Here is a 24,478-nt window from a genome sequence, read left to right as displayed (position 1 = left end):
CCCCCTCATGAGCACCCCCATGACCCCGTCCCCCGGAGCGGATCGCCTCAAGGCCGTCGTCCGCACCACCCTGCCCCCCGTGATCGGGCTGGCTCTGTTCATCCTGCTGTGGGCCCTGCTGTCGGCCAGCACGCCCACCCTGCCGGGGCCGGGTAAGACCTTTGCCGCGGCGGTGGAGCTGTTCTCCGACCCGTTCTACGACAACGGCCCGAACGATATGGGGATCGGCTGGAACATCCTCCACTCGCTGGAGCGGGTCGGTATCGGCTTTGGTCTTGCGGCGCTGATCGGCATTCCGCTCGGGTTCATCATCGGCCGCTTCAGCTTCTTCCATGACATGCTCGCGCCCATCATCAGCCTGCTGCGCCCGGTCTCACCGCTGGCCTGGCTGCCGATCGGCCTGTTGGTGTTCCAGAAGGCCGAGCCCGCCGCCATCTGGGTGATCTTCATCTCCAGCATCTGGCCGATGATCATCAACACTGCCGTTGGCGTGACCCGCGTGCCGCAGGACTACATGAACGTGGCCCGGGTGCTGAACCTGTCCGAATGGAAGATCGTCACCCGCATCCTCTTCCCCGCCACCCTGCCTTACGTGCTGACCGGCGTGCGCCTCTCCATCGGCGTGGCGTGGCTGGTGATCGTCGCCGCGGAGATGCTGACCGGCGGCGTCGGCATCGGCTTCTGGGTGTGGGACGAATGGAACAACCTGGTGGTGGAGCACATCATCATCGCCATCTTCGTGGTCGGCATCGTCGGGCTCCTGCTGGAGGCCGGGCTGACCCTGCTCGCCAAGCGCTTCGATTACGCCACCCGCTGAAGGAATCCACGATCATGAATGCCTACATCCAGCTCGAAGACGTCGGGATGCAGTTTGAGACCAAGCGCGGGCCGTTCGTCGCCCTGCGCGAGGTCAACCTGGCCATCCAGAAGGGCGAGTTCATCTCCATCATCGGCCACTCCGGCTGCGGCAAGTCGACCGTGCTCAACCTCGTGGCCGGCCTTCTGGACGCAAGCTCCGGCACCCTGCTGTGCGCCGGGCGTGAGATCAAGGGCCCGGGTCCGGACCGCGCGGTGGTGTTCCAGAACCACTCCCTCTTGCCCTGGCTGACCTGCACCCAGAACGTGCTCCTGGCCGTCGAACAGGTGTTTGGCCCGAAGGAGGGCAGGGCGCAGCTTCTGGAGCGCGCGCATGCCGCCCTGGACCTTGTGCACCTTGGGCATGCGCGGGACAAGTACCCGCACGAGATCTCCGGCGGCATGAAGCAGCGCGTCGGCATCGCCCGCGCGCTGGCCATGGAGCCCAAGGCCCTGTTGATGGACGAACCGTTCGGCGCGCTCGATGCCCTGACCCGCGCCCACCTTCAGGATGAGCTGATGCGCATCTGTGCCGCGACCCAGAGCACCGTGATCATGGTCACCCACGACGTGGACGAGGCCGTGCTGCTCTCCGACCGCATCGTGATGATGACCAACGGCCCGGCCGCCACCGTGGGCGAGATCCTCAGCGTGGACCTGCCGCGCCCGCGCGACCGTCTGGCCCTGGCGGACGATCCCACTTACAACCACTGCCGCCACGCCGTGCTCAAGTTCCTCTATGAGAAGCAGCGCAAGGTCGAGGACATCAGTGAGGCGCGCAAGCCCAAGGCCACGAGCAAGGCGGCCTGAGGTGATGCCATGAGCAGGCAGCATCTGGTGGTGATCGGCAACGGCATGGCCGGGATGCGCACGGTGGAGCACCTGCTGCGCCTGGCCCCGGAGCGCTATGCCATCACCGTGATCGGCCGCGAGCCGCGCGGCAACTACAACCGCATCCTGCTCTCGCCGGTGCTGGCGGGCGAGAAGTCCTTCGCCGACACCCTGCTGCATGATCGGCCCTGGTATGCCGAGCAGGGGATCGCGCTGATCGCGGGGGCGAGCGTCACCGCCATCGACCGCGAGCGGCGGTGCGTGCAAACCGACCAGGGCCACCTCATCGGCTACGATCGTCTGCTGCTCGCCACTGGCTCGGAGCCGTTCATGCCGCCGCTGCCCGGCATCGAGCTGCCCGGCGTGCTGGGTTTTCGCGACCTGGACGATGTCGAGGCCATGCTGGAGGCGGCCCGTCGGCATCGCCATGCCGTGGTCATCGGTGGCGGCATCCTTGGCCTCGAGGCGGCGGATGCCCTCACCCGGCGCGGCATGCAGGTCACCGTGGTGCATCGCAACGCTTGGCTGATGGACCGGCAGCTCGATGCGACCGCAGGCCGGATGCTGCAGGCGGCGCTGGAGGCGCGGGGCATCCGCTTTGTGCTTGGGGCGAGAACCGAGGCGCTGGTCGGCGAGACGCGTGTCCAAGGGGTGCGCCTGGGTGTGCCCCCCTCGCCCCTTGCGGGAGAGGGGGCTGCAAGCCGCGAATCGAGCGCCACACTCAGCGCCTGCTCACCCCCTCCCCAACCCTCCCCCCTCAAGGGGGAGGGGGAACAGTCACCTGCGTCCGCTCAGCGCATGATCCCCGCGGACCTCGTTGTGATCACCGCCGGCGTGCGTCCGCGCATCGAGCTGGCCCAGGCCTGTGGCATCCACTGCGGGCGCGGGGTGATTGTGGACGATCGGCTCGCCACCTCCGACCCGGACATCTTCGCGGTGGGCGAGTGCATCGAGCACCGTGGCGAGACCTTTGGCCTGGTCGCCCCGCTGTGGGAGCAGGCCGAGGTGCTGGGGCGCATCCTCGCGGGCGACGACACCGCCCGCTATGCAGGTTCACCCACCCAGGCCACGCGGCTGAAGGTCACCGGCATCGAGGTCTTCTCCGCCGGGGATTTCCACGGTGGGGCAGGGGAGGAGGTGCTGACCCTGCACGACCCCATCGCGGGTCACTACCGCCGCCTGGTGCTGCGGGCAGGCCGCCTTGTTGGCGCCGTGCTGTACGGCGATGCCCGCGATGGCGGCTGGTACTTCGAGCTGATGCAGTCCGGCCGCGACCTCAGCGCCCTGCGCCCCTCCCTCATCTTTGGCGAGGCCCTGGCCTTAGCCCAACCCGAACCGTCCGCCGAATGCGCGGCGAGGAGCCCCCTCATGAACAAGCCCACCCTCATCGTCGCCGGTCACGGCATGGTCGGCCACCACCTGCTGGAGCGCCTGGTCGAGCACGGCCTGCACCACAGCCACCGCATCATTGTGTTCGCCGAGGAGCCGCGCCCGGCCTATGACCGCGTGCACCTGTCCGAATACTTCGGCGGGCGCACGGCCGAGGACCTGTCGCTGGTCCCTGAGGGCTTTTTCGAGCAGCACGGCATCGAGCTGCGCCTGGGCACGCCCATCACCGCCATCGACCGCGTGCGCCAGTGCGTGACCGATCGTAGCGGGCACGAAACCCCGTATGACCTCCTGGTGCTCGCCACCGGCTCCTACCCCTTCGTGCCGCCGCTGGAGGGGCGGGAGCGCGAGGCCTGCCTGGTCTACCGCACCATCGAGGACCTGGAGGCCATCACCCGCTGGGCCGCGCAGTCGAAGGTCGGCGTGGTGGTCGGCGGCGGGCTTCTGGGCCTGGAGGCGGCCAATGCCCTGCGCCAGCTTGGCCTTGAGACCCATGTGGTCGAGTTCGCCCCGCGCCTGATGCCGGTGCAGCTCGACGAGGGCGGCGGCGCCATGCTCAAGCGCAAGATCGAGGCGCTCGGGGTGCGGGTGCACACCGGCAAAAACACCCAGCGGATCGTGGTCGGCGAGGCGCACCGCCACCGCATGGAGTTCGCCGATGGCGAGTCGCTCGAAACCGACCTGATCCTGTTCTCCGCCGGCATCCGCCCGCGCGATCAGCTCGCGCGCGACTGCGGCCTTGCGGTCGGCCCGCGCGGCGGCATCGTGATCGACAACCAGTGCCGCACCTCCGACCCCGCCATCTTCGCCATCGGCGAGTGCGCCTTGTGGAATGGGCAGATCTTCGGCCTGGTCGCCCCCGGCTACCAGATGGCGCGGGTGGTGGCCGAGACGCTGGCCGGCCGGGAGGCCGCCTTCACCGGCGCGGACATGAGCACCAAGCTCAAGCTGCTCGGCGTGGATGTCGCCTCCATCGGTGATGCGCATGGCGCCACCCCCGGCAGCCTGGCCTACACCTACGTCGACGGGCCGAACGCGGTCTACAAGAAGATCGTGGTCTGCAGCGAGGCCAAGCGGCTGCTCGGCGCGGTGCTGGTGGGCGATGCCAGCGAGTACGGCACCCTGTTGCAGATGGCGCTCAACGGCATCGAATTGCCCGAGCACCCGGATGCCCTGATCCTCCCCGCCCGCGATGGGGCCGCGCCCAAGGCCCTGGGCGTGGCCGCGCTGCCCGCCAGCGCGCAGATCTGCTCTTGCCACAACGTCAGCAAGGGCGACATCACCGCCGCGGTCGAGGGGGGCTGCACCACCGTGGCCAAACTCAAGGCCTGCACCAAGGCCGCGACCGGCTGCGGTGGCTGCGCGGCGCTGGTCAAGCAGGTGCTGGACTTTGAGCTGGCGCAGCGCGGGGTGGAGGTGAAAAAGGACCTCTGCGAGCACTTCCCCCACTCACGTCAGGAGCTGTTCCACCTGGTCAAGGTCGGCTGCATCCGCACCTTCGACGAGCTGCTCGCCCGTCATGGCAGGGGCCATGGCTGCGATGTCTGCAAGCCCGCGGTGGCCTCCATCCTCGCCTCGGTGTGGAACGAGTACGTGCTCAAGGAGGAGCACTTCGGCCTGCAGGACACCAACGACCGCTACCTGGCCAACATGCAGAAGGACGGCACCTACTCGGTGGTGCCGCGGATCCCGGGCGGGGAGATCACCCCGGAGGGGCTGATCGCCATCGGCCAGGTGGCGAAGACATACGGCCTCTACACCAAGATCACCGGCGGCCAGCGCATCGACCTGTTCGGCGCGCGGCTGGAGCAGTTGCCGCTGATCTGGAAGGCGCTGATCGACGCCGGGTTCGAGACCGGCCAGGCCTATGGCAAGTCCGTGCGCACGGTGAAATCCTGCGTCGGCTCCACCTGGTGCCGCTATGGCGTGCAGGACTCGGTGGGACTCGCCATCGAGCTGGAGAATCGCTACAAGGGCCTGCGCGCCCCGCACAAGCTCAAGTTCGGCGTCTCCGGCTGCACCCGCGAATGCGCCGAGGCCCAGGGCAAGGACGTGGGGGTGATCGCCACCGACAAGGGCTGGAACCTCTACGTCTGCGGCAATGGCGGCATGAAGCCGCGCCATGCCGACCTGTTCGCCGCCGATCTCGACAAGGAAACCCTCATTCGCACCATCGACCGCTTCCTGATGTTCTACGTCCAGACCGCCGACCGTCTGCAGCGCACCAGCACCTGGATGGATAACCTTGAAGGCGGCATCGACTACCTGCGCGATGTCATCCTCCATGACTCGCTGGGCATCGGCGCGGAGCTGGAGGCGCGGATGCAGCACGTGGTGGACACTTACCAGTGCGAGTGGAAGACCACCCTCGAAAATCCCGACCGCGTCCGGCTGTTCCGTTCCTTCGTCAACAGCGATGGGCCGGATGAGGGCATCGTGTTTGTCGAGGAGCGCGGCCAGATCCGCCCGGCCACCGCGGAAGAAAAGGCCCTGCGGTCTGCCGCGTAGGGCAAGGAGAACCCCCATGGACATCGTCATCCTCCAGCACATGCCCCACGAGGGCCCGGGACGTATCGCCGACTGGGCCCTGGCGCGCGGGCATGCCATCACCATGCACGACCTCCATCATGGTGCCGCGCTGCCGAACCCGGGGGACTTCGACCTTTTGGTCGTGCTCGGCGGGGCCATGGGCGTGCATGACGCCGCGGAATACCCCTGGCTCATCGACGAGCGCGCCCTGATCAAGGCAGCGCTGGCTCAAGGCCGGAGGGTGCTCGGCATCTGCCTTGGTGCCCAGCAGATCGCCCATGCCCTGGGCGCGAAGGTCGAGGCGAACGCCCAGCGCGAGGTCGGCTTCTGGCCCATTTACCAAACGGCCCGGACCCTTCCCTTGCCCGAGGAGCTGAACGTGCTGCACTGGCACGGCGACACCTTCGAGCTGCCCGCCCACGCGACCCTGCTTGCCAGCAGTGCGGCCTGCCGCCACCAGGCCTTCCTTGCCGCCGAGGGTCTGGCCCTCGGCCTGCAATGCCATCTGGAGGCCACGCCCGAGATGGTCGAGGCCTTCTGCCGCGATGATGCCGGCTACCTGATCCCGCCGCCCGGCCAGGGGCGCTGGATGCAGGGCGCCGCCCGGATGCAGGCCGAACGGGAAGCCTATGCCCCGATGCATGCCGCCCTGTTCGCCCTGCTCGATGCCTTCACCCTTCACGCGAGAGAATCATGAACGACTGGATCGACCTCTGCGCCCTGCACGATCTGCCGCGCAACGCCGGGCTCGCCGCCCGCGTGGGCGGGCAGCAGATCGCCCTCTTTCACCTGCCCGACACCCCGGAGCAGGTGTTTGCCTTAACCCATCACGACCCCAAGAGCGGGGCCAACGTGCTCGCCCGCGGGATCGTGGGCGATGTGGGGGGGGAACTCGTGGTCGCCTCGCCCATGTACAAGCACCACTACCGCCTGCGCGACGGGCAATGCCTGGAGGATGATGACGTGCGCGTGGCCACCTGGCCGGTGAGGGTCGAGGGGGGGCGGGTGCTGATCCGTGTCTGAGCACGGTTGCGAGGCAGGCTGCACCATGGTGGTGCAGCTCGACAGTTTCCCGGCCCGGCTGCAAGGCAAAGGAAGGTTATCTTGCCCCCCTCTCCCGCTTGCGGGAGAGGGGCTGGGGGTGAGGGGGATTTTCTCTCCCGTTGGAGGTCTTGTTTCGCCCGCCTCCATGGTTTGCGCTTCGTAGCGATGTTCGTTGTGGCGGGCGAGCCCCTTTTCTTGTTCGCGCAAGAAAAGGGGCGAAAAGAACGCGCCCCCGCAAGGCCGCCCTTCGGGTTCCCGTGCTGCCAGGCCGTTCAAGGGGGCCGCTTTGACGGGGCATCCTGCCCCGGCAAAGCTGAACCGGCCCTCCTTGGCCGGTTCACCCCCTTGCCCAACCTGGCATCACGGCGGCCTTGAGGGGGGGGACTTTTCCCTCACCCCCAACCCCTCTCCCGCAAGCGGGAGAGGGGAGCAAGAAAACCTTGGTTTTGTAAACCCTCCAACTTGGCATCAAAGATGCTTAAGCCTTCCTGACCCTCCCAAAGGCGGGAGGGTCTTCTTGGAGTGAGGACAAAGGCGTCCTGCCCCCAGCGCACATGGATGCGTTGGGTGCGGGGCGCCTTTTTTGTTTGCGAGGTCCGCATGAGCACGAGGATTCCAGTATCGGCCACGGCCCTGACCACCTGCCCTTATTGCGGCGTCGGCTGCGGTGTCCAGGCGCGCCTGGAGGATGGCCGTCTGGTGGGGGTGAAAGGCGACACGCACCACCCCGCCAACCTCGGCCGCCTGTGCGTGAAGGGCGCGGCCCTGCACGAGACGGTCGGCCTTGAGGGGCGCCTGCTGCACCCGGAAATGGGCGGCCAGCGGGTGGATTGGGACACCGCGCTGGATGCGGTGGCCGAGGGCTTTGCGCGCATCATCCGTGAGCACGGCCCGCAGGCGGTGGCCTTCTACGTCTCCGGGCAGCTGCTGACCGAGGACTATTACGTCGCCAACAAGCTGATGAAGGGCTACATCGGCGCGGCCAACATCGACACCAATTCGCGCCTGTGCATGGCCTCCGCGGTGGTCGGCTACAAGCGCGCCTTCGGCATGGATGCAGTGCCCTGTAGCTATGAAGACCTGGGGCTGGCCGAGCTGATCGTGCTGGTCGGCTCCAACACCGCCTGGGCCCACCCCGTGGTCTTTCAGCGCATCGAGGCGGCCAAGAGGGCCCGGCCAAGCCTGCGGGTGGTCGTCATTGATCCGCGTCGTACTGCGACCTGCGAGCTGGCCGACCTGCATCTTGCGCTCAAGCCCGGCACCGATGCGGTGCTCTTCAACGGCCTTTTGGCCTGGCTTGCGGCCACCCATGCCATCGACCGCGCCTACATCGATGCCCACACCGAGGGTTTTGACGAGGCGCTGGCCGCGGCGCGTGAATGGACGCCTGTGCGGGTGGCCGAGGCCTGCGAATTGCCGCTCGCGGAGGTGCTGTCCTTCTTCAGTCAGTACGCCGACACCGAGAGGGTGGTGACGTTGTACTCGCAGGGTGTGAACCAGTCCTCCAGCGGGGTGGACAAGTCCAACGCCATCATCAACTGCCATCTGGCCTGCGGGCGGATCGGTCGCCCCGGCATGGGGCCGTTCTCGATCACCGGCCAGCCGAACGCGATGGGCGGGCGCGAGGTCGGAGGACTGGCCAACCAGCTCGCCGCGCACATGGACTTCGCCCCGGAGGACGTGGCGCGCGTGCAGCGCTTCTGGGGCAGCCCGACCATCGCCCGGGCGCCTGGCCTGAAGGCGGTGGACCTGTTCCGTGCCATCGGCGAGGGACGGGTGAAGGCGGTGTGGATCATGGCGACCAATCCGGTGGTGTCGATGCCGGACGCCGATGCCGTGCGTCAGGCCCTGGCCGGCTGCGATCTGGTGGTGGTGTCCGACATCCTGCGTGACACCGACACCACGCACCTGGCCCACATCCTGCTGCCCGCCACTGGCTGGGGTGAGAAGGACGGCACGGTGACCAACTCCGAGCGGCGCATCTCGCGCCAGCGCGGCTTTCTGAACCCGCCTGGGGAGGCGCGCCACGACTGGTGGATCATCACCGAAGTGGCGCGCCGCATGGGCTTTGGCGCGGCCTTCCCCTACACCCGTCCGACGGAGATCTTCCGCGAACATGCCGCACTCTCGGGCTTCGAGAACGGCGGCCGGCGGGCCTTCGACATCAGCGCCCTGGCCGACATCAGCGATGCGGCCTACGACGCCCTGACGCCGATCCAGTGGCCGGTGAGGTCTTTCGTCGAGCCTATGACGGGTGTGACCCCTCCCCCCTGGCGGGGGAGGGATGGGGAGAGGGGGATGCCGGGCGGGCCGGAGACATCGGATTCAAGCGTCGTTTCACCCTCACCCCTGTCCCCCTCTGCCCAAGAGAGCGGGGGAGCATGGTGCGGCACCCCACGCCTGTTCACCGACGGCCGCTTCTTCACCCCGAGCGGCCGGGCGCGCCTGATCCCCATCACCCCCCGTCCGCCGGTCCATGTGCCAAGCGAGGGCTATCCCTTCGTCCTCAATACCGGACGGGTGCGCGACCAGTGGCACACCATGACCCGCACCGGCAAGGCGGCGCGCCTTCTTGAGCACATCGATGAGCCGTACTGCGAGATCCATCCCGAGGATGCCCGGCGCGTCGGGGTGGCGGAGGGAGGGATGGCGCGGCTGACCTCGACCACCGGCTGGATGCTGGCGCGCGTCCGGGTCAGCACCGGCCAGCGTCCCGGTTCGCTGTTCGTGCCCATGCACTGGAATGGCCAGTTCGCCACCCAGGCGCGGATGGGCACGCTGGTCGCGGCGGTGACCGACCCGCTCTCCGGCCAGCCCGAATCCAAGCATGCCCCGGTGCGGATCGAGCCCTGGGTGCCTGCCTGGCAGGCGGTGCTGTTCTCTCGCGCCGCGCCGGACCTCGACGGTGTGCCCTACTGGGTGAGGGTGCCGGTGGAGGGGATGACCCGCTACGAGCTTGCGGGCGCTGCCCCGGTGCCGGACTGGCGCACCTGGCTGGCCGCGAGCTTGCCTGAGTCAGGGGTGCGGCAGGAGGCCGGCGATCCCCAGGGGAGGGACTACCACGCCGTGCTGTGGGCCGAAGGGCGGGCCATCGCGGCCCTCTACGTCGCCCCCGGCCGGCCGGCCATCGACCGCGAGGCCGTGGCCCGCGCCCTGCGTGAGCCGCCTGTGGACCACGCCGGACGCCTCGCCCTGCTGGCGGGACGAAGCCCGGCAGGGGGAGGTGATGGCGGGCGCATCGTCTGTTCCTGCTTTGGGGTGGGCGAGACCGCCATCCGCCAGGCGATCGAGGCGGGTTGCAGCACGGCCGAGGCCCTGGGTGCCGCGCTCAAGTGCGGCACCAACTGCGGCTCCTGCATCCCCGAGCTGAAGGCCTTGATCCTGGCTTACCGGCGCGAGGCGGCGGCGTGACACGCATGGGCACCTCGAAAAACCTACTGAACGCGAAGCTGGCGCAAGCCCGCGGGCAGATTGCGGCGTCGCTTCCTCGCTCATACATCGCCTATCTAATTGATATGTCTAGGGGATTCGCTGCGGGGCTCCTTGCACTCCGCCCGCTCGCGACGGTTTTTCGGGGTGCCCGCACGGCCATGACCCCCCTCCCCCCTGGTGGGGGAGGGGCCGGGGGAGAGGGGGCTGAGCGTCCCCTCGTCACCCCCTCCGCAACCCTCCCTCTTCAAGGGGGAGAAGGTCTACCGTCGTAAGGTGAATCCCATGGAAAACCTGCCCATCTTCATGAACCTCAAAGACCGCCCGGCCCTGGTCGTCGGCGGAGGCACCGTGGCCGCGCGCAAGGCCGAGCTGCTGCTCCTGGCCGGGGCCTCCGTGACCGTCATCGCCCCGCGCGTGCGCAATGAGATGCGGCGCATGATCGACACCGGCCGGGTGGTGTGGCGGGAGCAGGTGTTCGGCCCGGGGCTGGTGCGGGGCTTCCGCATCGTCATCGCCGCCACCGACAACGAGGCGGTCAATCGCTTGGTGTTCGAGGAGTGCGAGCGCCACGCCATTCCGGTCAACGTGGCCGATCAGCCGGAATTGTGCAGCTTCATCCTGCCGTCCATCGTCGAGCGTGGCCCGCTGACCCTCGCCCTCTCCACGGGCGGGCGTTCGCCCATCCTCGCGCGGCTGCTCAAGGCCCGGCTGGAGGCCCTGATCCCGGCCGGATTCGGCCACCTGACCGAACTTCTGGGGCGCTACCGCGGCGCAGTGAAGAGGCGCTTCGCGGTGCAGGAGGCGCGCAGGCATTTCTGGGAGCGCATGCTGGATGGCCCGCTGGTGCAACTGGCCACTTCCGGCCGGATCGCCCAGGCCGAACGGCTGATCGAGGAGGCCCTGGAGGCGGGGCAACCTGCCGCCTTGGGGGAGGTCTGGCTGATCGGCGCGGGGCCGGGCGATGCGGACCTGCTCACCCTCAAGGCCCTGCGCCTGTTGCAGCAGGCGGATGTCGTCGTCCATGACCGGCTGGTGCCGGAGGCCATCGTCAACCTCGCCCGCCGCGAGGCCGAGCGCATCGACGTGGGCAAGTGCATGAACCGCCACACTCTGCCGCAGGAGGAGATCAATCGCTTGCTGGTGGATCTGGCGAAACAAGGCAAGCGCGTGGCCCGCCTGAAGGGCGGCGATCCGTTCATCTTCGGCCGGGGCGGGGAGGAGATGGAGGCGGTCATCGAGGCGGGCATCCCCTGCCTCGCGGTGCCGGGGATCACCGCGGCGGCCGGGTGTGCGGCCGCTGCCGGCATGCCGCTCACCCACCGTGATCATGCCCAGTCGGTACGTTTTGTCACCGGGCACACGAAAAAGGACGACATGGGGCTCGACTGGCGTGCGCTGGTGGCCGAGGGGCAGACCCTGGTGTTCTACATGGGGCTTGCCAATGTGGAGCGCATCTGTGAGCGGCTCATGGCCCACGGCATGCGGCCTGACATGCCGGCCGCCATCGTCGAGCGCGGCACGCTGCCGGACCAGCGGGTGTTCGAGGGCACCCTCGCCAGCCTGCCGGAGGTGGCGCGCAGGACCGAGCCGCGCTCGCCCAGCCTGATCGTGGTCGGCGAGGTGGTGCGGCTGCGGGAGCGGCTGGGTTTCGTGGAATCGACGTCGGCCTCCGCCGCCGACCTGTCCCTGTTCGCGGCCTAGCACCATGCATCCCTTCGCCCCGTTCATCCAGATCCTCGGCAAGGGCCGCCACGGCTCGCGCAGCCTAACGCAGGAGGAGGCGCGCGCGGCCTTCGGCATGATCCTCGACGGGCAGGCAAGCCCCGAGCAGGTGGGGGCCTTCCTGATGCTGATCCGCGTGCGCGAGGAGAGCCCGGAGGAGGCGGCTGGCTTCGTCGCGGCCGTGCGCGAGCGCATCGCCGTGCCCGAAGGCATCCCCGTGCCCGCCATCGACTGGGGCAGTTACGCCGGCAAGCGCCGCCACCTGCCCTGGTTCCTGCTGGCCGCGCGGCTGCTGGCGCAAAACGGCCTGCCGGTGTTCATGCACGGCACCGAAGGCGAGTCCGGCGAGCGAATCTACACCCACGCGGCGCTGGCGGCGCTTGGCCTGTCCGCATCCGCCTCGCTCGCAGAGGCCGGCGAGCGCCTCGCCGCCAGCGGCTTCGCCTTCCTGCCGCTGGAGTCCTTTGCCCCCGGCCTGAAGCGGCTGATGCAGCTGCGCGAGCTGCTCGGCCTGCGCTCGCCGGTGCATAGCGTGGCGCGCATGCTCAACCCGCTCGGTGCGCCGCTGTCGGTGCACGGTATCTTCCATCGCGGCTATGAGCGCATCCATCAGCAGGCGGCGATCCTGCTGCGGGAACCGGGTGTGGTGGTCTTCAAGGGCGAGGGGGGGGAGGCGGAAATCAATCCCGAAATGGGAGCCGAGGTGCTGGTCAGCCGGGGGGCGGTGGCGGGCGGTTTCGACCTGCCGCCCCTGCTTGAACGCCGCCAACTCAAGCCGGAACGGCTCGACCCCGCGCACCTGCGCGCCGTCTGGGAGGGGGAGGTCGGCGATGTCTACGGCGAGGCCGCCGTCATCGCCACCGTTGGCTGTGTGTTGCAGGCTCGTGGGATGGCCGCCGGTCGGGACGAGGCCCTCGCGCTGGCCCGCGCCTGGTGGGCCGCCCGATGAGCGGGGGGATTACCGGCGTGATCCTCGCCGGCGGCCGCGGCACGCGCATGGGCGGGGTGGAGAAGGGGTTGCTGGACTGGCAGGGGCGGCCGTTGATCGCCCGTCTGATCGAGGACTTGGCGCCGCAGGTGGATCGCCTGCTCATCAATGCCAATCGTGCCCACGAGCGCTATGCGGCGTTCGGCCTGCCGCTGATCGCCGATGATCCGCGCCATGCCGGGCTGGGGCCGCTGGCCGGGGTGCATGCCGCGCTGACGGCGGTGGAGACGGGGCGCGTGGTGTGCGTGCCATGCGACCTGCCCGGACTGCCGGAGGATCTCGTCAGCCGTTTCCTCGCGGCATCCACGGGGCAGGGGGCCCCCCTGGTCATGGCCGCGACGGGGGCACGCCTTCACCCCACCGTCTGTCTCGTCGACGCATCCTTTCGCAGCGCCTTGCAGGACAGCCTGCAGCGGGGCGAGCACGCCGCCTGGCGCTGGTTCGCGGCCCATCGTGTGCGGCTCGTGGATTTCGGGGCATCCGGCCCGCTGGCCCGCAACCTCAATACGCCGGGGGATCTTGCCGCTCTGGGCATGACGGCAGGGCGGTCAAGTGAAGGCTGATTCAGGTCCTTAGCGCTCCTTGGATCCCGGGGCTGGGGACATGGCGGCCTCGCCCGGCGGCTGGCTGAGCAGGTTGTGGATCACGCGCCGGAACATGTCGATCACAACGTCCTTGTCGATGTCCGGGTTGCGAATGGTGCGGAACTGCAGGCCCTCGAACATCGCGGCGAGCACCTCGACCATGCCCGCGATGCTCGTCTCGGTGTCCTCAAAGCCGGCGGCGCGGCGGAGGTTGCGGATTGTCTCGGCCAGGCTGGCGCGGCAATTCCGGTCGGCCGTCTCCACGATGCCGGCCACGCGTGAGTTGCGGGCGGCCTCGGCGATGATCTCAAGCTGCAAGCCGGCGGCCTGCGGGTCGAGCTTGCCCTGCACGCCCTCGGCGGTGCGCTCGATGAGGGCGCCCTTCACATCGCTCGCCGAACGCAACTCGCTGTTCAGGGTCAGCATGCGCTCGAGATCCTGCGCCACGATGGCCTCGATGATGGCTTCCTTGTTCTCGAAGTAGTGGTAGATGTGGCCGGGGCTCATGCCGCAGGCCTGCGAGATCTTGGCGATGCTGGCGCCATGGAAGCCGTGCTCGCGGAAGCAATCGGTCGCGGCGGTGAGAATCTGCGCCCGGCGGGCATCCGAACGCTGTTGCACAGTCTTGGGTTCAAGGTCGCGCATGATCTGGATCTGGCTGGGGTGAATGCTTGCAGTATAAACGACCCATTGTAGAATGAATGCTCAAACTAGAATGAACGCTCAATCTTGTCGGGTTGTCGCGTGCTTCGTGACGCCGCGTCCCCTTTGTCCGGGAGGTCTTCCATGACGATCCATCGCAACCATCTTTTCAGGCCAGTCCTCGCCGTGCTGATCAGTGTTCTGGCGCTGACGGCCTGCGATGGCGGGAAGGAGGGAAGTGCGCCGGCCGGGGTGGCGGCGTTGCCCGTGGTCACCGTGATGACCGTGCGTCCCGGCCCGGTGACGCGGACGACAGAATTACCGGGGCGTACCGTGCCGTACCTGATTGCTGAGATCCGCCCGCAGGTCACGGGCATCATCAAGTCGCGCAAGTTCATCGAGGGCAGCGAGGTCGAGGCCGGACAGCTGCTCTACCAGATCGACCCGTCCGGCTACCAGGCCGCCTACGATGGCGCCAGGGCGAGCCTTTCGCGTGCCGAAGCTCAGCTGCAGTCTGCCCGTCTCAAGGCGGAGCGGCAGGCCGAGCTGGTCAAGATCAACGCGGTGAGCAAGGAAGCGCACGACGACGCCCAGGCGGCGCTGAAGCAAGCCCTGGCTGACGTGGCCTCGGCCAGGGCCGTACTGGATAAGGCGAGGATCGATCTCGACTACACGCGCCTGACCGCGCCGATCAGCGGGCGTATTGGCCGTTCCATGGTCACGCCCGGCGCCCTGGTGACGGCGAACCAGGCTGAGGCGTTGGCCACCGTGCAGCAACTGGACCCGATCTACGTCGACCTGGCCCAGTCCAGCGCCGATCTGCTGCGCCTGAAGCGCGAGTTCGAGGCGGGCAGGTTGCTGCGGGGGCGGGAGAGCTCGGTCCCGGTCCGGCTGGTGCTCGAGGATGGTAGCGAGTACGGCCCGGAAGGGCGGCTCGCCTTCTCCGAGGTCACGGTCGACCAGGGTACGGGCAGTGTGACCCTGCGTGCCGTGTTCCCGAACCCAAAGGGGGATCTCCTGCCAGGCATGTATGTGCGTGCGCGTCTCGACCAGGGGGTGGACGAGCAGGCGATCCTCGTGCCACATGCCGCCGTGATGCGCGATCCGAAGGGAAATGCGCAGGTGTTGGTGGTCAATGCCGAGGACAAGGTCGAGCTGCGCGTCATCCGGACGGCCGAATCCATGGGCAACCGCTGGCGGGTGACGGACGGGTTGGCTGCGGGCGAGCGTGTGATCGTCGAGGGCCTGCAGAAGGTGCGTCCGGGCGCGACGGTGAAGGCTGAGGAAGCGAAGGCGGCGGTTGAACCCGTCGCCCAGGCGCAGTGAGGTCCTGATCCATGGCACAGATCTTCATCGACCGCCCGGTCTTCGCCTGGGTCATCGCGATCCTCATCATGCTCGCGGGCGGCCTGTCCATCACCCAGATGCAGGTCTCGCAATACCCCGCGATCGCCCCGCCGACCATTGTCGTCAACGCCACCTACCCGGGCGCATCGGCCAAGACCGTGGAGGATGCTGTTGTCCAGGTCATCGAGCAGAAGATGAATGGCCTCGATGGGCTGCTCTACATGAGCTCGACCAGCGACTCCTATGGTAACGGCGCGGTCACGCTGACCTTCAGGACTGGCACGGACCCCGACATCGCCCAGGTCCAGGTGCAGAACAAGCTGCAGAGCGCGCTGCCGCTGCTGCCGCAGGCCGTGCAGCAGCAGGGCGTGACGGTCTCCAAGTCGGCGCGCAACTTCCTCATGATCATCGGCCTGGTGTCCGAGGATGGCAGCAAGAACAACAAGGACCTGTCCGATTTCCTCGCCTCCACGATCCAGGATTCGATCTCGCGGGTGACTGGTGTGGGCGAGGTGCAGGTCTTCGGCGCGCAGTACGCCATGCGGGTGTGGATGGACCCGGCCAGACTCGTCAAATTCAATCTGACCCCCGCCGATCTCAAGGCGGCCATTCGCGCGCAGAATGCTGAGGTCTCGGGCGGCCAGCTCGGCGGCACGCCGGCCGTGCCCGGCCAGGGCTTCGCTGCCACCCTCACGGCGCAGAGCCGCCTAACGACTCCGGAGGAGTTCGAGGCTATCCTGCTGCGCACCGATGCGCAGGGTGGTGAAGTACGTCTTGGGGACGTGGCCCACGTCGAGATCGGTGCCGAAAACTACGGCACCATGGCGCGCTACAACGGCCAGCCGGCCGCAGGCATGGGCATCAAGCTCGCGGCGGGGGCGAATGCGCTGGAAACCGCGGCGGCGGTGCATGCGCGCCTTGAGGAGCTGAAGGACTTCTTCCCGGCGGGCGTGCAGGCGGTGGTGCCCTACGAGACCACCCCGTTCGTGAAGCTGTCGATCAAGTCGGTGGTCAAGACCCTGCTCGAGGCGATCCTGCTGGTGTTTGTGGTGATGTTCCTGTTCCTGCAGAACCTGCGGGCCACGCTCATCCCCACCATCGCCATCCCCGTGGTACTGCTCGGTACCTTCGGGGTGATGGCAGCGCTCGGCTTTTCGATCAACACCCTGACCCTGTTTGGCATCGTGCTCGCCATCGGTCTCCTGGTGGACGACGCGATCGTGGTGGTGGAGAACGTCGAGCGCCTGATGACGGAGGAAGGGCTCTCGCCCAAGGAGGCGACTCGCAAGTCTATGCGCCAGATCACCGGCGCGCTGGTCGGCATCGGCCTGGTGCTGTCGGCGGTGTTTGTGCCGATGGCCTTCTTCGGCGGCTCCACCGGGGTGATCTACCAGCAGTTCTCCATCACCATCGTCTCCGCGATGGCCCTCTCGGTGCTGGTGGCCATCATCTTCACCCCGGCCCTGTGCGCGACCATCCTCAAGCCGGTGGAGAAGGGGCACGGTCATGGCGAGAGCGGGTTCTTCGGGCGCTTCTTCGGTGGCTTCAACCGCCTGTTCGAGCGGGGCACGCGCGGCTACACGAACACCGTGGGCGGCATGCTCGGGCGCAGCCTGCGCTTCGTCGCCATCTATGCGGCGCTCGTGGTGGTGCTCGGTGTCCTGTTCATGCGCATGCCGACCTCCTTCCTGCCGGAGGAGGACCAGGGCTTCATGTTCAACCAGATCATGCTGCCGGCGGGCGCGTCCCAGGAGCGCACCCTCGAGGTGCTGGAGAAGGTGGAGAAGCATTTCCTCGAGGGCGAGGAGGGCAACGTGAAGTCGATCTTCACCGTGGCCGGCTTCAGCTTCGCGGGCCGCGGCCAGCACATGGGCATCGGCTTTGTGAGCCTGCATGACTGGAGCGAGCGCACGGAGCCCGGACAGGACGTGAGATCCATCGTCAACCGCGCGATGGGGGCGTTCTCGCAGATCCGCGAGGCCATGGTGTTCGCCTTCGTACCGCCGGCGGTGATCGAGCTCGGCACGGCTGGAGGCTTCAACCTCTACCTGCAAGACCGTGCGGGCCTCGGGCACGAGGCCCTGATGGCCGCGCGCAACCAGTTCCTTGGTATGGCGGCGCAGGATCCCCGCCTGGTGCGGGTGCGTCCGAATGGCCAGGACGACATGCCCGAGTTCCGCATCGACATCGACTATGCCAGGGCCGGAGCGCTGGGACTGTCCGTGGCGGACATCAACGACACCCTGTCCACGGCCTGGGGCGGGGCGTACGTGAACGACTTCAACGACCGCGGCCGCACCAAGAAGGTGTACATCCAGGGTGAGGCTGACGCGCGCATGACGCCGGAGGATCTCGGCAAGTGGTACGTGCGCAATAAGCAGGGGCAGATGGTGCCGTTCTCGGCCTTCGCCAGCGCGCGATGGATCTACGGTTCCCCGCGCCTGGAGCGCTTCAACGGCGTCCCGGCGGTCGAACTGATGGGTGAGGCCGCGCCGGGGCTGTCCTCGGGCGAGGCGATGGCGGCGGTCGAGGAGCTGATCGCGAAGCTCCCGCCGGGCATCGGCTACGAGTGGAGCGGCACCTCCTACGAGGAGCGCCAGAGCGGCTCGCAGGGCACGATGTTGTATATGCTTTCGCTTCTGATCGTGTTCCTCTGCCTGGCGGCGCTGTACGAAAGCTGGTCGGTGCCCTTCGCGGTGCTGCTGGTGGTGCCGCTCGGCGTGCTCGGCGCGGTGCTGGCGACCACCGGCCGGGGGCTTGCGAATGACGTCTACTTCCAGGTGGGCCTGCTCGCCATCATCGGCCTGTCAGCGAAGAACGCGATCTTGATCGTGGAGTTCGCCAAGGCTGAATGGGAGGCCGGCAAGGACCTGGTGGCCGCCACGCTGGAGGCGGTGCGCATGCGCCTGCGGCCGATCATCATGACCTCGCTGGCCTTTGGCTTCGGCGTCTTGCCGCTGGCGATCGCCACGGGGGCGGGCTCCGGTAGCCAGCACGCGATCGGCACGGGCCTGCTCGGCGGCATTGTCGCAGGAACGCTGCTTGGCATCTTCTTTATCCCGCTGTTCTACGTGCTGGTCATGCGCCTGTTCAGGGTGCGGCCCGTGCAGGCGGGCCCGCGTAACACTGAGGAGGTGGAATCATGATGCGGCTGCGGATGCTCTCACTGGCGCTCGGCCTCGGCCTCGTCAGCGGCTGCGCAACCCTGGCTCCGGAGCATGAGCACCCGGTGCTCCCAGTGCCGGAGTCCTTCCCCCAAGCTGGCGTGCTGCCCAAAGGACAACTGGCTGCAACCATCCCTTGGCGCAATTACTTCACTGATCCGCGCTTGCGCGAGGTGATCGCGCAGGCGCTGGAGAATAACCGCGACCTGCGCGTGGCCGCGCTCAATATTGAGAAGGCGAGGGCGCAGTACCGTATCCAGCGTGCTGATCTGTTCCCGGCGGTCGGTACCGATGGCAGCCAGACGGTGCAGCGCTTGCCGGGCGACCTGACTACAACGGGCGAGCCCATGACCCATCGCCAGTACAGCGCGACGCTCGGCTTTGCAGCCTGGGAGCTGGACTTCTTCGGCCGCATCCGCAGTCTGAACGAGCAGGCCATGGAACAGTACCTCGCCACGGAGCAGGCACGACGCAGCGTGCAGATTAGCTTGATTGCCGAGGTGGCCCAGGTTTGGATGACTCTCGCCGCCGATCGCGAGCGCCTGACCCTGGCCCAGCGCACCTACGAGACCCGAGCGCAGTCGCACGAGCTGACGCGCCGCAGCTTCGAATTCGGCGCCGTTTCTGCCCTTGACCTGCGCCAGTCCGAGACTCTGCTGGAAGGTGCTAGGGCCGACCGGGCGCGCTTCCAGGCCGTAGTGAACCAGGACGAGAATGCGCTGGCCCTGCTGGTCGGCACGTCCTTGCGGACCGAGTGGCTACCTGAAGCACTTGGGGAGTCCTCGGCTGCCATGGCTGGACTGAAGGCGGGGGTCCCCTCCGAGGTGCTGGTACGACGCCCTGACATTCTCCAGGCGGAGCATGAGCTGCGGGCCGCGAATGCCAGCATCGGCGCCGCCCGCGCTGCCTTCTTCCCGAGCATCGCCCTCACCGCCGCTGGCGGTATCGCTAGCAGTTCGCTGGACGGCCTGTTTGCCAGCGGTTCGGGAACATGGACCTTCATGCCGCAGGTCCGCCTGCCGATCTTCGAGGCCGGTCGCCTTCGGGCAAGTTTGGATGTGGCCGAGCTGCAGCGCGACATTGGCATCGCCCGCTACGAGAAGGCCATCCAGACCGCTTTCCGCGAGGTAGCCGATGCGCTGGCCGAGCGCGCCAGCCTGGGCGAGCAGCTGGATGGTAGGCGGCGGCTGGTCGAAGCCTCCAAGGACAGCTTCCGCCTCTCCGAGGCGCGCTACACGGCCGGGGTGGACAGCTACCTTGGCCTGCTCGACGCCCAGCGCAGCCTGTACCTGGCGGAGTCCCTCCTGATCGACGCGCGTCTCGCGGAGGCAGCCAACCGTGTCGTGCTGTACAAGGTTCTAGGGGGCGGGGTCTTATAAGGGCACGTTACCTCCGCTTTCCTGGCCCCAGCGGTATGACGACTGCCCGTCTTGCCGATGGGGATCCTCGGGAATGCCAACGCCCGCCTGCAACGGGGGGGGATCGCGCGACTCGTAATTTCGTGGCATCCAACCCGCTGGCCACAATCTCGGTGTCTGACGGCTGCACAGAAAATCTGTCGCTCCTGGCGTCGACCATCCCGGGTTAGGAGCCCGGATGCTCCGCATCACCCCTTTTTTCTCATCATCTCGTACACGGCCTGTCCAGCGGGAAAGCGGTCGGGATGTCCCTTGATTTCGTCCACGACATACCGGTTGAAGGAACACCGGATCGGCTTGGGGCAGGGAGCCATGGATACGGAGGCACTCTTGTGCATTGAACAGGCGCGGTCTAACCTTGGACAAAAGTTGGACAGTTGTGCCTTTGGAAAGGAATATCGTGTTCACGATCCAGATGATCAGCGATGAGATTGGCGTTCCGGCGGACACGCTGCGCAAGTGGGAGCAACGCTACGGTTTTCCCAGGCCGGGGCGCACAGAGGGCGGATTCCGCCTCTACTCTGCTCGCGACCTTCGCCTGTTGCGCAGCGCCAAGGCCCTGCTGGATCAGGGGATGCGCCCGGGGCAGGTATTCCGTTCCCTGTCCGCCTCGGTGGAAGGAATCGAGGCGGCTGCGGCTGACTCGCCGGATGGGGTGATCAGGGAACTGCTTGACCTTCTGCGGCAGGACCGTCTGGACGCGCTTCGCCAGCGGCTGGAGCTCGATTCCATGGCGTTGGATGTACTGGGGTTCATCGAGTCGCGGATCGTTCCCTTGATGAGGAGCGCCGGCGATGCCTGGGCGACGGGCGAACTGCCGGTCTTCCGCGAACATGCCTTGTCGATGATCGTGCAGTCGTTGCTCGAACAGCGGGTCTCATCCGTTCCCGAAGCGCAGGCGAGATCCCGCGTCCTGCTCGCCACGCCATCCGGAGAGCTGCATGCCTTGGGGCTTGCCGCGGCCAAGGCCGTCCTGAGCGGTCTTCGCTGCCAGTGCATCGATCTTGGGCCGAATCTTCCCCTCGACCAGCTCCTGGCCTCCGTCAAGTCCTTCCGGCCAGATGCGATCGGCCTGTCCATCAGTTGCAGCTATGCGCCCGGGGAGGCGCAGGCCTATGTGTCGGCTCTGTGCGACTCGGTCTGCCCCCGGACGGAGGTCTGGCTCGGTGGAGGTGGCATCGTCCGGATCGCGTCCCTGCCTGAAGGCGTGTTCGCCTTCGAGGACCTGATGCAGCTGTCGGCGCATGTGCTCTCGCATCTATCCCGGGGGTGAGTTCATGACCGGCAGGGAATTTCGTGAGCCGAACCCCGTGGCAAGGGATGCAGCGTCACGCGCGTTTGTGGCTTTCGGTGTTCAAGGTTTCTTCGATTCGAGGTTCCGATATGCCCATCAAAATCCCTGACTCCATCGGCTTCCGCACCAGCCTCGCCATCGGCGGCATCATCGTCCTGCTCCAGGGCGTCATGCTCGTGGACCGGGCCCGTACGGAGTGGCACGACAAGATCCAGGCCGAGGTCCATGCTGCGCGCAACCTGCTCCTGATGACCGAGTCCGTGCGTGAGAACATGGAGCAGAAATGGCGCCTCGGGCTGTTCAGCACTGAGGCGATGACGCGCATCGCGGCGGAGGCCCCCTCCATGGACGAGGCGAGGGCGAAGATCCTCGCGGTCATCCCCGTGGTTTCGGCCTGGGAGGCGGCCAAGGCCAAGTCTCAGGAGGGGGGCTTCACCTTCAAGAGCCCGCGCCGTAATCCCCGCAATCCGGACAACAAGGCCGATTCGCTCGAGACCGGCGTGCTGGAATTCTTCGAGGCCAATCCCCAGGTGCGGGAGCACTACGTGATCGACGACAGCCTCCATGCCGTGCGCTACTTCCGGCCGGTCCGCCTGAGCGAGGCCTGCATGATCTGTCACGGCGACCCGGCCCGATCCAGGGTCCTGTGGGGGCGCGACGACGGGCGGGATATTGCCGGCTATCCCATGGACAACAAGAAGGTGGGTGACCTGCATGGCGCCTTCGAGATCATTCGCCCGCTGGACGAGGCCAAGGAGCAGATATGGCATGGCATCCTGACCGGGGGACTGACCGCGCTGATCGGCTTGCTCATCACCCTGTTCGCGATCTTCCGGCTGGTGCGCGGCATGGTGACCGCGCCTGTCATGGGGGTCATGCAAAAGCTCAATCAGGCCGAGGTCGACAACGACCTGCGCGTGCGGCTCGACGAGCGGGGGCGGGGCGAGATGGCGCAGATGGCGAAGTCCTTCAACCGCTTCATGCATCGCATGCAGGGGGCGATGCAGGGCGTGGCCGTGGCTTCGGCCAAGGTCGCCACCTCTGCGGAGGAGGCCCATGCCGTCGCCGAGCAGACCCACCTCAGCCTGGACAGGCAGCGCCACGAGACCGACATGGTGGCGACTGCGATGACGGAGATGAGCGCGACCGTGCAGGAAGTGGCGCGCAATACTTCCTTCGCCGCGCAGGAATCCACGACGGTCGAGCAGACCGCACGGGATGGCTTTGCCGTCATCGAGAGCAGCATGAAGAGCATTGACACGCTGGCCGCCACGGTGCAGCAGACGGCGCGGCTCATTCACGAACTTCGCACCGACAGCGTGGCGATCGGGGCCATTCTCGACGTGATACGCAATATCGCCGAGCAGACCAATTTGTTGGCGCTCAATGCCGCGATCGAGGCGGCGCGTGCTGGCGAGCAGGGGCGTGGCTTCGCGGTGGTGGCCGACGAGGTGCGCAACCTGGCAAGCAAGACCCAGGCATCCACCCATGAAATCCAGGCGATGATCGACAAGCTGCAGGACAAGTCTCACCAGGCCAGCGAGGCGATGGAGAGTAGCCGCCAGCAGGCGGCGGGTGCGGTGGAGCAGTCGGCCCAGGCCGGTAAGGCGTTGACGGCCATCAACGAGGCGATCAGCCGGATCAACGACATGATCCTGCAGATCGCGACCGCGGCCGAGGAGCAGAGCGCAGCGGCGGACGAGGTTGCGCGCAGCATCGTCAACATCAGCCATGCCGGCAGCGAGACAGCGCAGCAGGCCCAGCGGACGCTGGTCTCCAGTGAGGAACTGGCCGGGCTGGCGGAGCAGCTTAACGCCCTCGTCAGGGAGTTCCGGGTGTAGAGACGGACTGCCCGCGCCAAGGCGCCAGTCCAGAGTCGTGAGCCCGATGCTCAGCGCTGACAGACGGGGCAGTAGAAGCTCGCGCGCTGGCCGATGACGGTGTGGGCAATGGGCGTGCCGCAGGCCCGGCAGGGCGCGCCGCCTCGCCCGTAGACGTTGAGGGTCTGCTGGAAGTAACCGGGGCGGCCTTCGGGGTTGACGAAATCGCGCAGGGTGGTGCCGCCCTGTTCCACCGCCGCGGCCAGCACATGCCGGATGGTACCGGCGAGGTTTTCGATGCGTTCCCGGGCGATGCGCTGGCAGGCCCGGCGCGGGTCGATGCCAGCGAGGAACAGGGCTTCGTTGGCGTAGATGTTGCCCACACCGACCACCACATGGTGGTCCATGATGGCGCTCTTGATGGCTTGTTTGCGGTGGTGGATGGATTGGTAGAGGTAGCTGCCGTTGAACGCCTCCGCCAGCGGCTCGGGGCCGAGGTGGGCGAGGAGGGGGTGGTGTTCGGCAGGTGCCTCCGTCCACAGCAGGGCACCGAAGCGGCGTGGATCATGCAGACGCAAGGCAAGCCCGGAGTCGAGCCGGAATTCGACGTGGTCGTGCTTCTGCAGCGCGGTGCCCGGTTCGACCAAGCGCAGGCTGCCGGACATGCCAAGGTGGGCGATGAGGGTGCCGTGCGGAAAATCGATCAGCAGGTATTTCGCCCGCCGCCGGACGCCCTGCACCGTTTGGCCGAGCAGCTGTTGCTCCAGTCCTGCCGGAATGGGCCAGCGCAGGCGGCGTTCACGGACCAGGATGTGTTCGAACCGGTGACCGGTCAGATGCGGTTCGATGCCGCGGCGGGTGGTTTCGACCTCGGGCAGTTCAGGCATGGCTCAACGGCGGGGCGGGCGTAAAAAAGCCCGGCGGGGCCGGGCTCTTTGCAGATCAAATCATCGGGTCAGAAGCCCAGTGATTACTTGATCTTGGCTTCCTTGAAGATCACGTGCTGACGCACCACCGGATCGTACTTGCGGAACTCCATCTTGTCCGGAGTGTTGCGCTTGTTCTTGGTGGTGGTGTAGTAGAAGCCGGTGCCCGCGGAGGATACCAGCTTGATCTTGTCACGTGCAGACTTGGCCATCTCTTCTTACCTCAAACCTTTTCGCCACGGGCGCGCAGATCGGCGACAACCTGTTCGATGCCCAGCTTGTCGATGATGCGCATGCCCTTGGAGGAGACGCGCAGGCTGACGAAGCGCTTTTCGCTCTCCAGCCAGAAGCGGTGTTGATGCAGGTTGGGCAGGAAGCGGCGACGGGTCTTGTTGTTGGCGTGGGAAACGTTGTTTCCGGTCGCCGGACGCTTACCGGTCACCTGGCAAACTCGGGACATGATGCTTTCCTGTTACTGAAAATGGTCGTGTAT

18 protein-coding genes and 1 pseudogene are annotated in these 24,478 nt (G+C 67.2%); 15 read left to right on the top strand and 4 right to left on the bottom strand.

Going from position 1 to position 24,478, the window contains the following annotated elements; genetic code table 11:
* The first annotated feature begins 7 nt into the window (after nucleotides 1–7).
* From ntrB to mobA, 10 genes and pseudogenes are all read left to right on the top strand, one after another.
* Nucleotides 8–817, top strand: coding sequence for a nitrate ABC transporter permease (gene ntrB, locus V6D91_RS02550; protein ID WP_347317612.1), 810 nt, complete (start codon nucleotides 8–10; stop codon nucleotides 815–817).
* 47 nt (nucleotides 818–864) lie between these two features.
* Nucleotides 865–1,665 (top strand): ABC transporter ATP-binding protein, encoded by an 801-nt coding sequence (locus V6D91_RS02545; protein WP_347318100.1) that lies wholly within the window; start codon nucleotides 865–867, stop codon nucleotides 1,663–1,665.
* Nucleotides 1,666–1,674: 9 nt separating this feature from the next.
* Nucleotides 1,675–2,634 (top strand): annotated as a pseudogene (locus V6D91_RS02540) (FAD-dependent oxidoreductase); the annotation flags it as partial.
* Nucleotides 2,623–5,583 (top strand): nitrite reductase large subunit NirB, encoded by a 2,961-nt coding sequence (gene nirB / locus V6D91_RS02535; protein WP_347318099.1) that lies wholly within the window; start codon nucleotides 2,623–2,625, stop codon nucleotides 5,581–5,583. The pseudogene V6D91_RS02540 and the gene nirB, both read left to right, overlap by 12 nt.
* Nucleotides 5,584–5,599: 16 nt before the next feature.
* Complete coding sequence (locus V6D91_RS02530) at nucleotides 5,600–6,301, top strand: type 1 glutamine amidotransferase (RefSeq protein ID WP_347317611.1); 702 nt, start codon at nucleotides 5,600–5,602, stop codon at nucleotides 6,299–6,301.
* Nucleotides 6,298–6,627 (top strand): nitrite reductase small subunit NirD, encoded by a 330-nt coding sequence (nirD, locus tag V6D91_RS02525; RefSeq protein ID WP_347317610.1) that lies wholly within the window; start codon nucleotides 6,298–6,300, stop codon nucleotides 6,625–6,627. The genes V6D91_RS02530 and nirD overlap by 4 nt, the downstream gene beginning before the upstream one ends.
* 621 nt (nucleotides 6,628–7,248) lie before the next feature.
* The gene (locus V6D91_RS02520) at nucleotides 7,249–10,059 is read left to right on the top strand and encodes a nitrate reductase (protein WP_347317609.1); all 2,811 of its coding nucleotides are present in this window, start codon (nucleotides 7,249–7,251) and stop codon (nucleotides 10,057–10,059) included.
* A gap of 303 nt (nucleotides 10,060–10,362) precedes the next feature.
* Nucleotides 10,363–11,781, top strand: coding sequence for a siroheme synthase CysG (gene cysG, locus V6D91_RS02515; protein WP_347317608.1), 1,419 nt, complete (start codon nucleotides 10,363–10,365; stop codon nucleotides 11,779–11,781).
* Between the two features lie 4 nt (nucleotides 11,782–11,785).
* Nucleotides 11,786–12,751, top strand: a complete 966-nt coding sequence (locus V6D91_RS02510; RefSeq protein ID WP_347317607.1) for a glycosyl transferase family protein — start codon at nucleotides 11,786–11,788, stop codon at nucleotides 12,749–12,751.
* Nucleotides 12,748–13,353, top strand: a complete 606-nt coding sequence (gene mobA, locus V6D91_RS02505; RefSeq protein WP_347317606.1) for a molybdenum cofactor guanylyltransferase MobA — start codon at nucleotides 12,748–12,750, stop codon at nucleotides 13,351–13,353. The genes V6D91_RS02510 and mobA overlap by 4 nt, the downstream gene beginning before the upstream one ends.
* A gap of 9 nt (nucleotides 13,354–13,362) precedes the next feature.
* On the opposite strand, the gene V6D91_RS02500 is transcribed toward mobA, so the two are convergent.
* Nucleotides 13,363–14,019: a TetR/AcrR family transcriptional regulator gene (locus V6D91_RS02500; RefSeq protein WP_347317605.1), complete on the bottom strand. Its 657-nt coding sequence runs from the start codon at nucleotides 14,017–14,019 to the stop codon at nucleotides 13,363–13,365.
* Between the two features lie 141 nt (nucleotides 14,020–14,160).
* On the opposite strand from V6D91_RS02500, the gene V6D91_RS02495 reads away from it, so the two are divergent.
* The 5 genes from V6D91_RS02495 to V6D91_RS02475 all read left to right on the top strand — a co-directional run bounded on the left by V6D91_RS02495 (nucleotide 14,161) and on the right by V6D91_RS02475 (nucleotide 23,080).
* Nucleotides 14,161–15,342, top strand: coding sequence for an efflux RND transporter periplasmic adaptor subunit (locus V6D91_RS02495; RefSeq protein ID WP_347317604.1), 1,182 nt, complete (start codon nucleotides 14,161–14,163; stop codon nucleotides 15,340–15,342).
* 11 nt (nucleotides 15,343–15,353) lie between these two features.
* Nucleotides 15,354–18,509, top strand: coding sequence for an efflux RND transporter permease subunit (locus V6D91_RS02490; RefSeq protein WP_347317603.1), 3,156 nt, complete (start codon nucleotides 15,354–15,356; stop codon nucleotides 18,507–18,509).
* On the top strand, nucleotides 18,506–19,906 hold the full coding sequence (gene adeC / locus V6D91_RS02485; protein ID WP_347317602.1) for an AdeC/AdeK/OprM family multidrug efflux complex outer membrane factor: 1,401 nt from the start codon (nucleotides 18,506–18,508) through the stop codon (nucleotides 19,904–19,906). The genes V6D91_RS02490 and adeC overlap by 4 nt, the downstream gene beginning before the upstream one ends.
* A 439-nt stretch (nucleotides 19,907–20,345) precedes the next feature.
* Complete coding sequence (locus V6D91_RS02480) at nucleotides 20,346–21,218, top strand: MerR family transcriptional regulator (RefSeq protein ID WP_347317601.1); 873 nt, start codon at nucleotides 20,346–20,348, stop codon at nucleotides 21,216–21,218.
* A 110-nt stretch (nucleotides 21,219–21,328) separates the two neighbouring features.
* On the top strand, nucleotides 21,329–23,080 hold the full coding sequence (locus tag V6D91_RS02475) for a methyl-accepting chemotaxis protein (protein WP_347317600.1): 1,752 nt from the start codon (nucleotides 21,329–21,331) through the stop codon (nucleotides 23,078–23,080).
* A 50-nt stretch (nucleotides 23,081–23,130) separates the two neighbouring features.
* Here the strand turns inward: V6D91_RS02475 and mutM are convergent, their stop codons facing one another.
* From mutM to rpmB, 3 genes are all read right to left on the bottom strand, one after another.
* On the bottom strand, nucleotides 23,131–23,946 hold the full coding sequence (gene mutM / locus V6D91_RS02470) for a bifunctional DNA-formamidopyrimidine glycosylase/DNA-(apurinic or apyrimidinic site) lyase (protein ID WP_347317599.1): 816 nt from the start codon (nucleotides 23,944–23,946) through the stop codon (nucleotides 23,131–23,133).
* A gap of 83 nt (nucleotides 23,947–24,029) precedes the next feature.
* Complete coding sequence (gene rpmG, locus V6D91_RS02465; protein WP_347317598.1) at nucleotides 24,030–24,197, bottom strand: 50S ribosomal protein L33; 168 nt, start codon at nucleotides 24,195–24,197, stop codon at nucleotides 24,030–24,032.
* Nucleotides 24,198–24,208: 11 nt separating this feature from the next.
* Complete coding sequence (gene rpmB, locus V6D91_RS02460) at nucleotides 24,209–24,445, bottom strand: 50S ribosomal protein L28 (protein ID WP_347317597.1); 237 nt, start codon at nucleotides 24,443–24,445, stop codon at nucleotides 24,209–24,211.
* Between the last annotated feature and the right edge of the window lie 33 nt (nucleotides 24,446–24,478).

This window comes from Thiofaba sp. EF100, assembly GCF_039822285.1.
In the GTDB taxonomy this organism is placed as follows: domain Bacteria; phylum Pseudomonadota; class Gammaproteobacteria; order Halothiobacillales; family Halothiobacillaceae; genus Thiofaba.
Note: the sequence above shows the minus strand (reverse complement) of the source record. Positions and strands in the feature narration are given on the sequence as shown.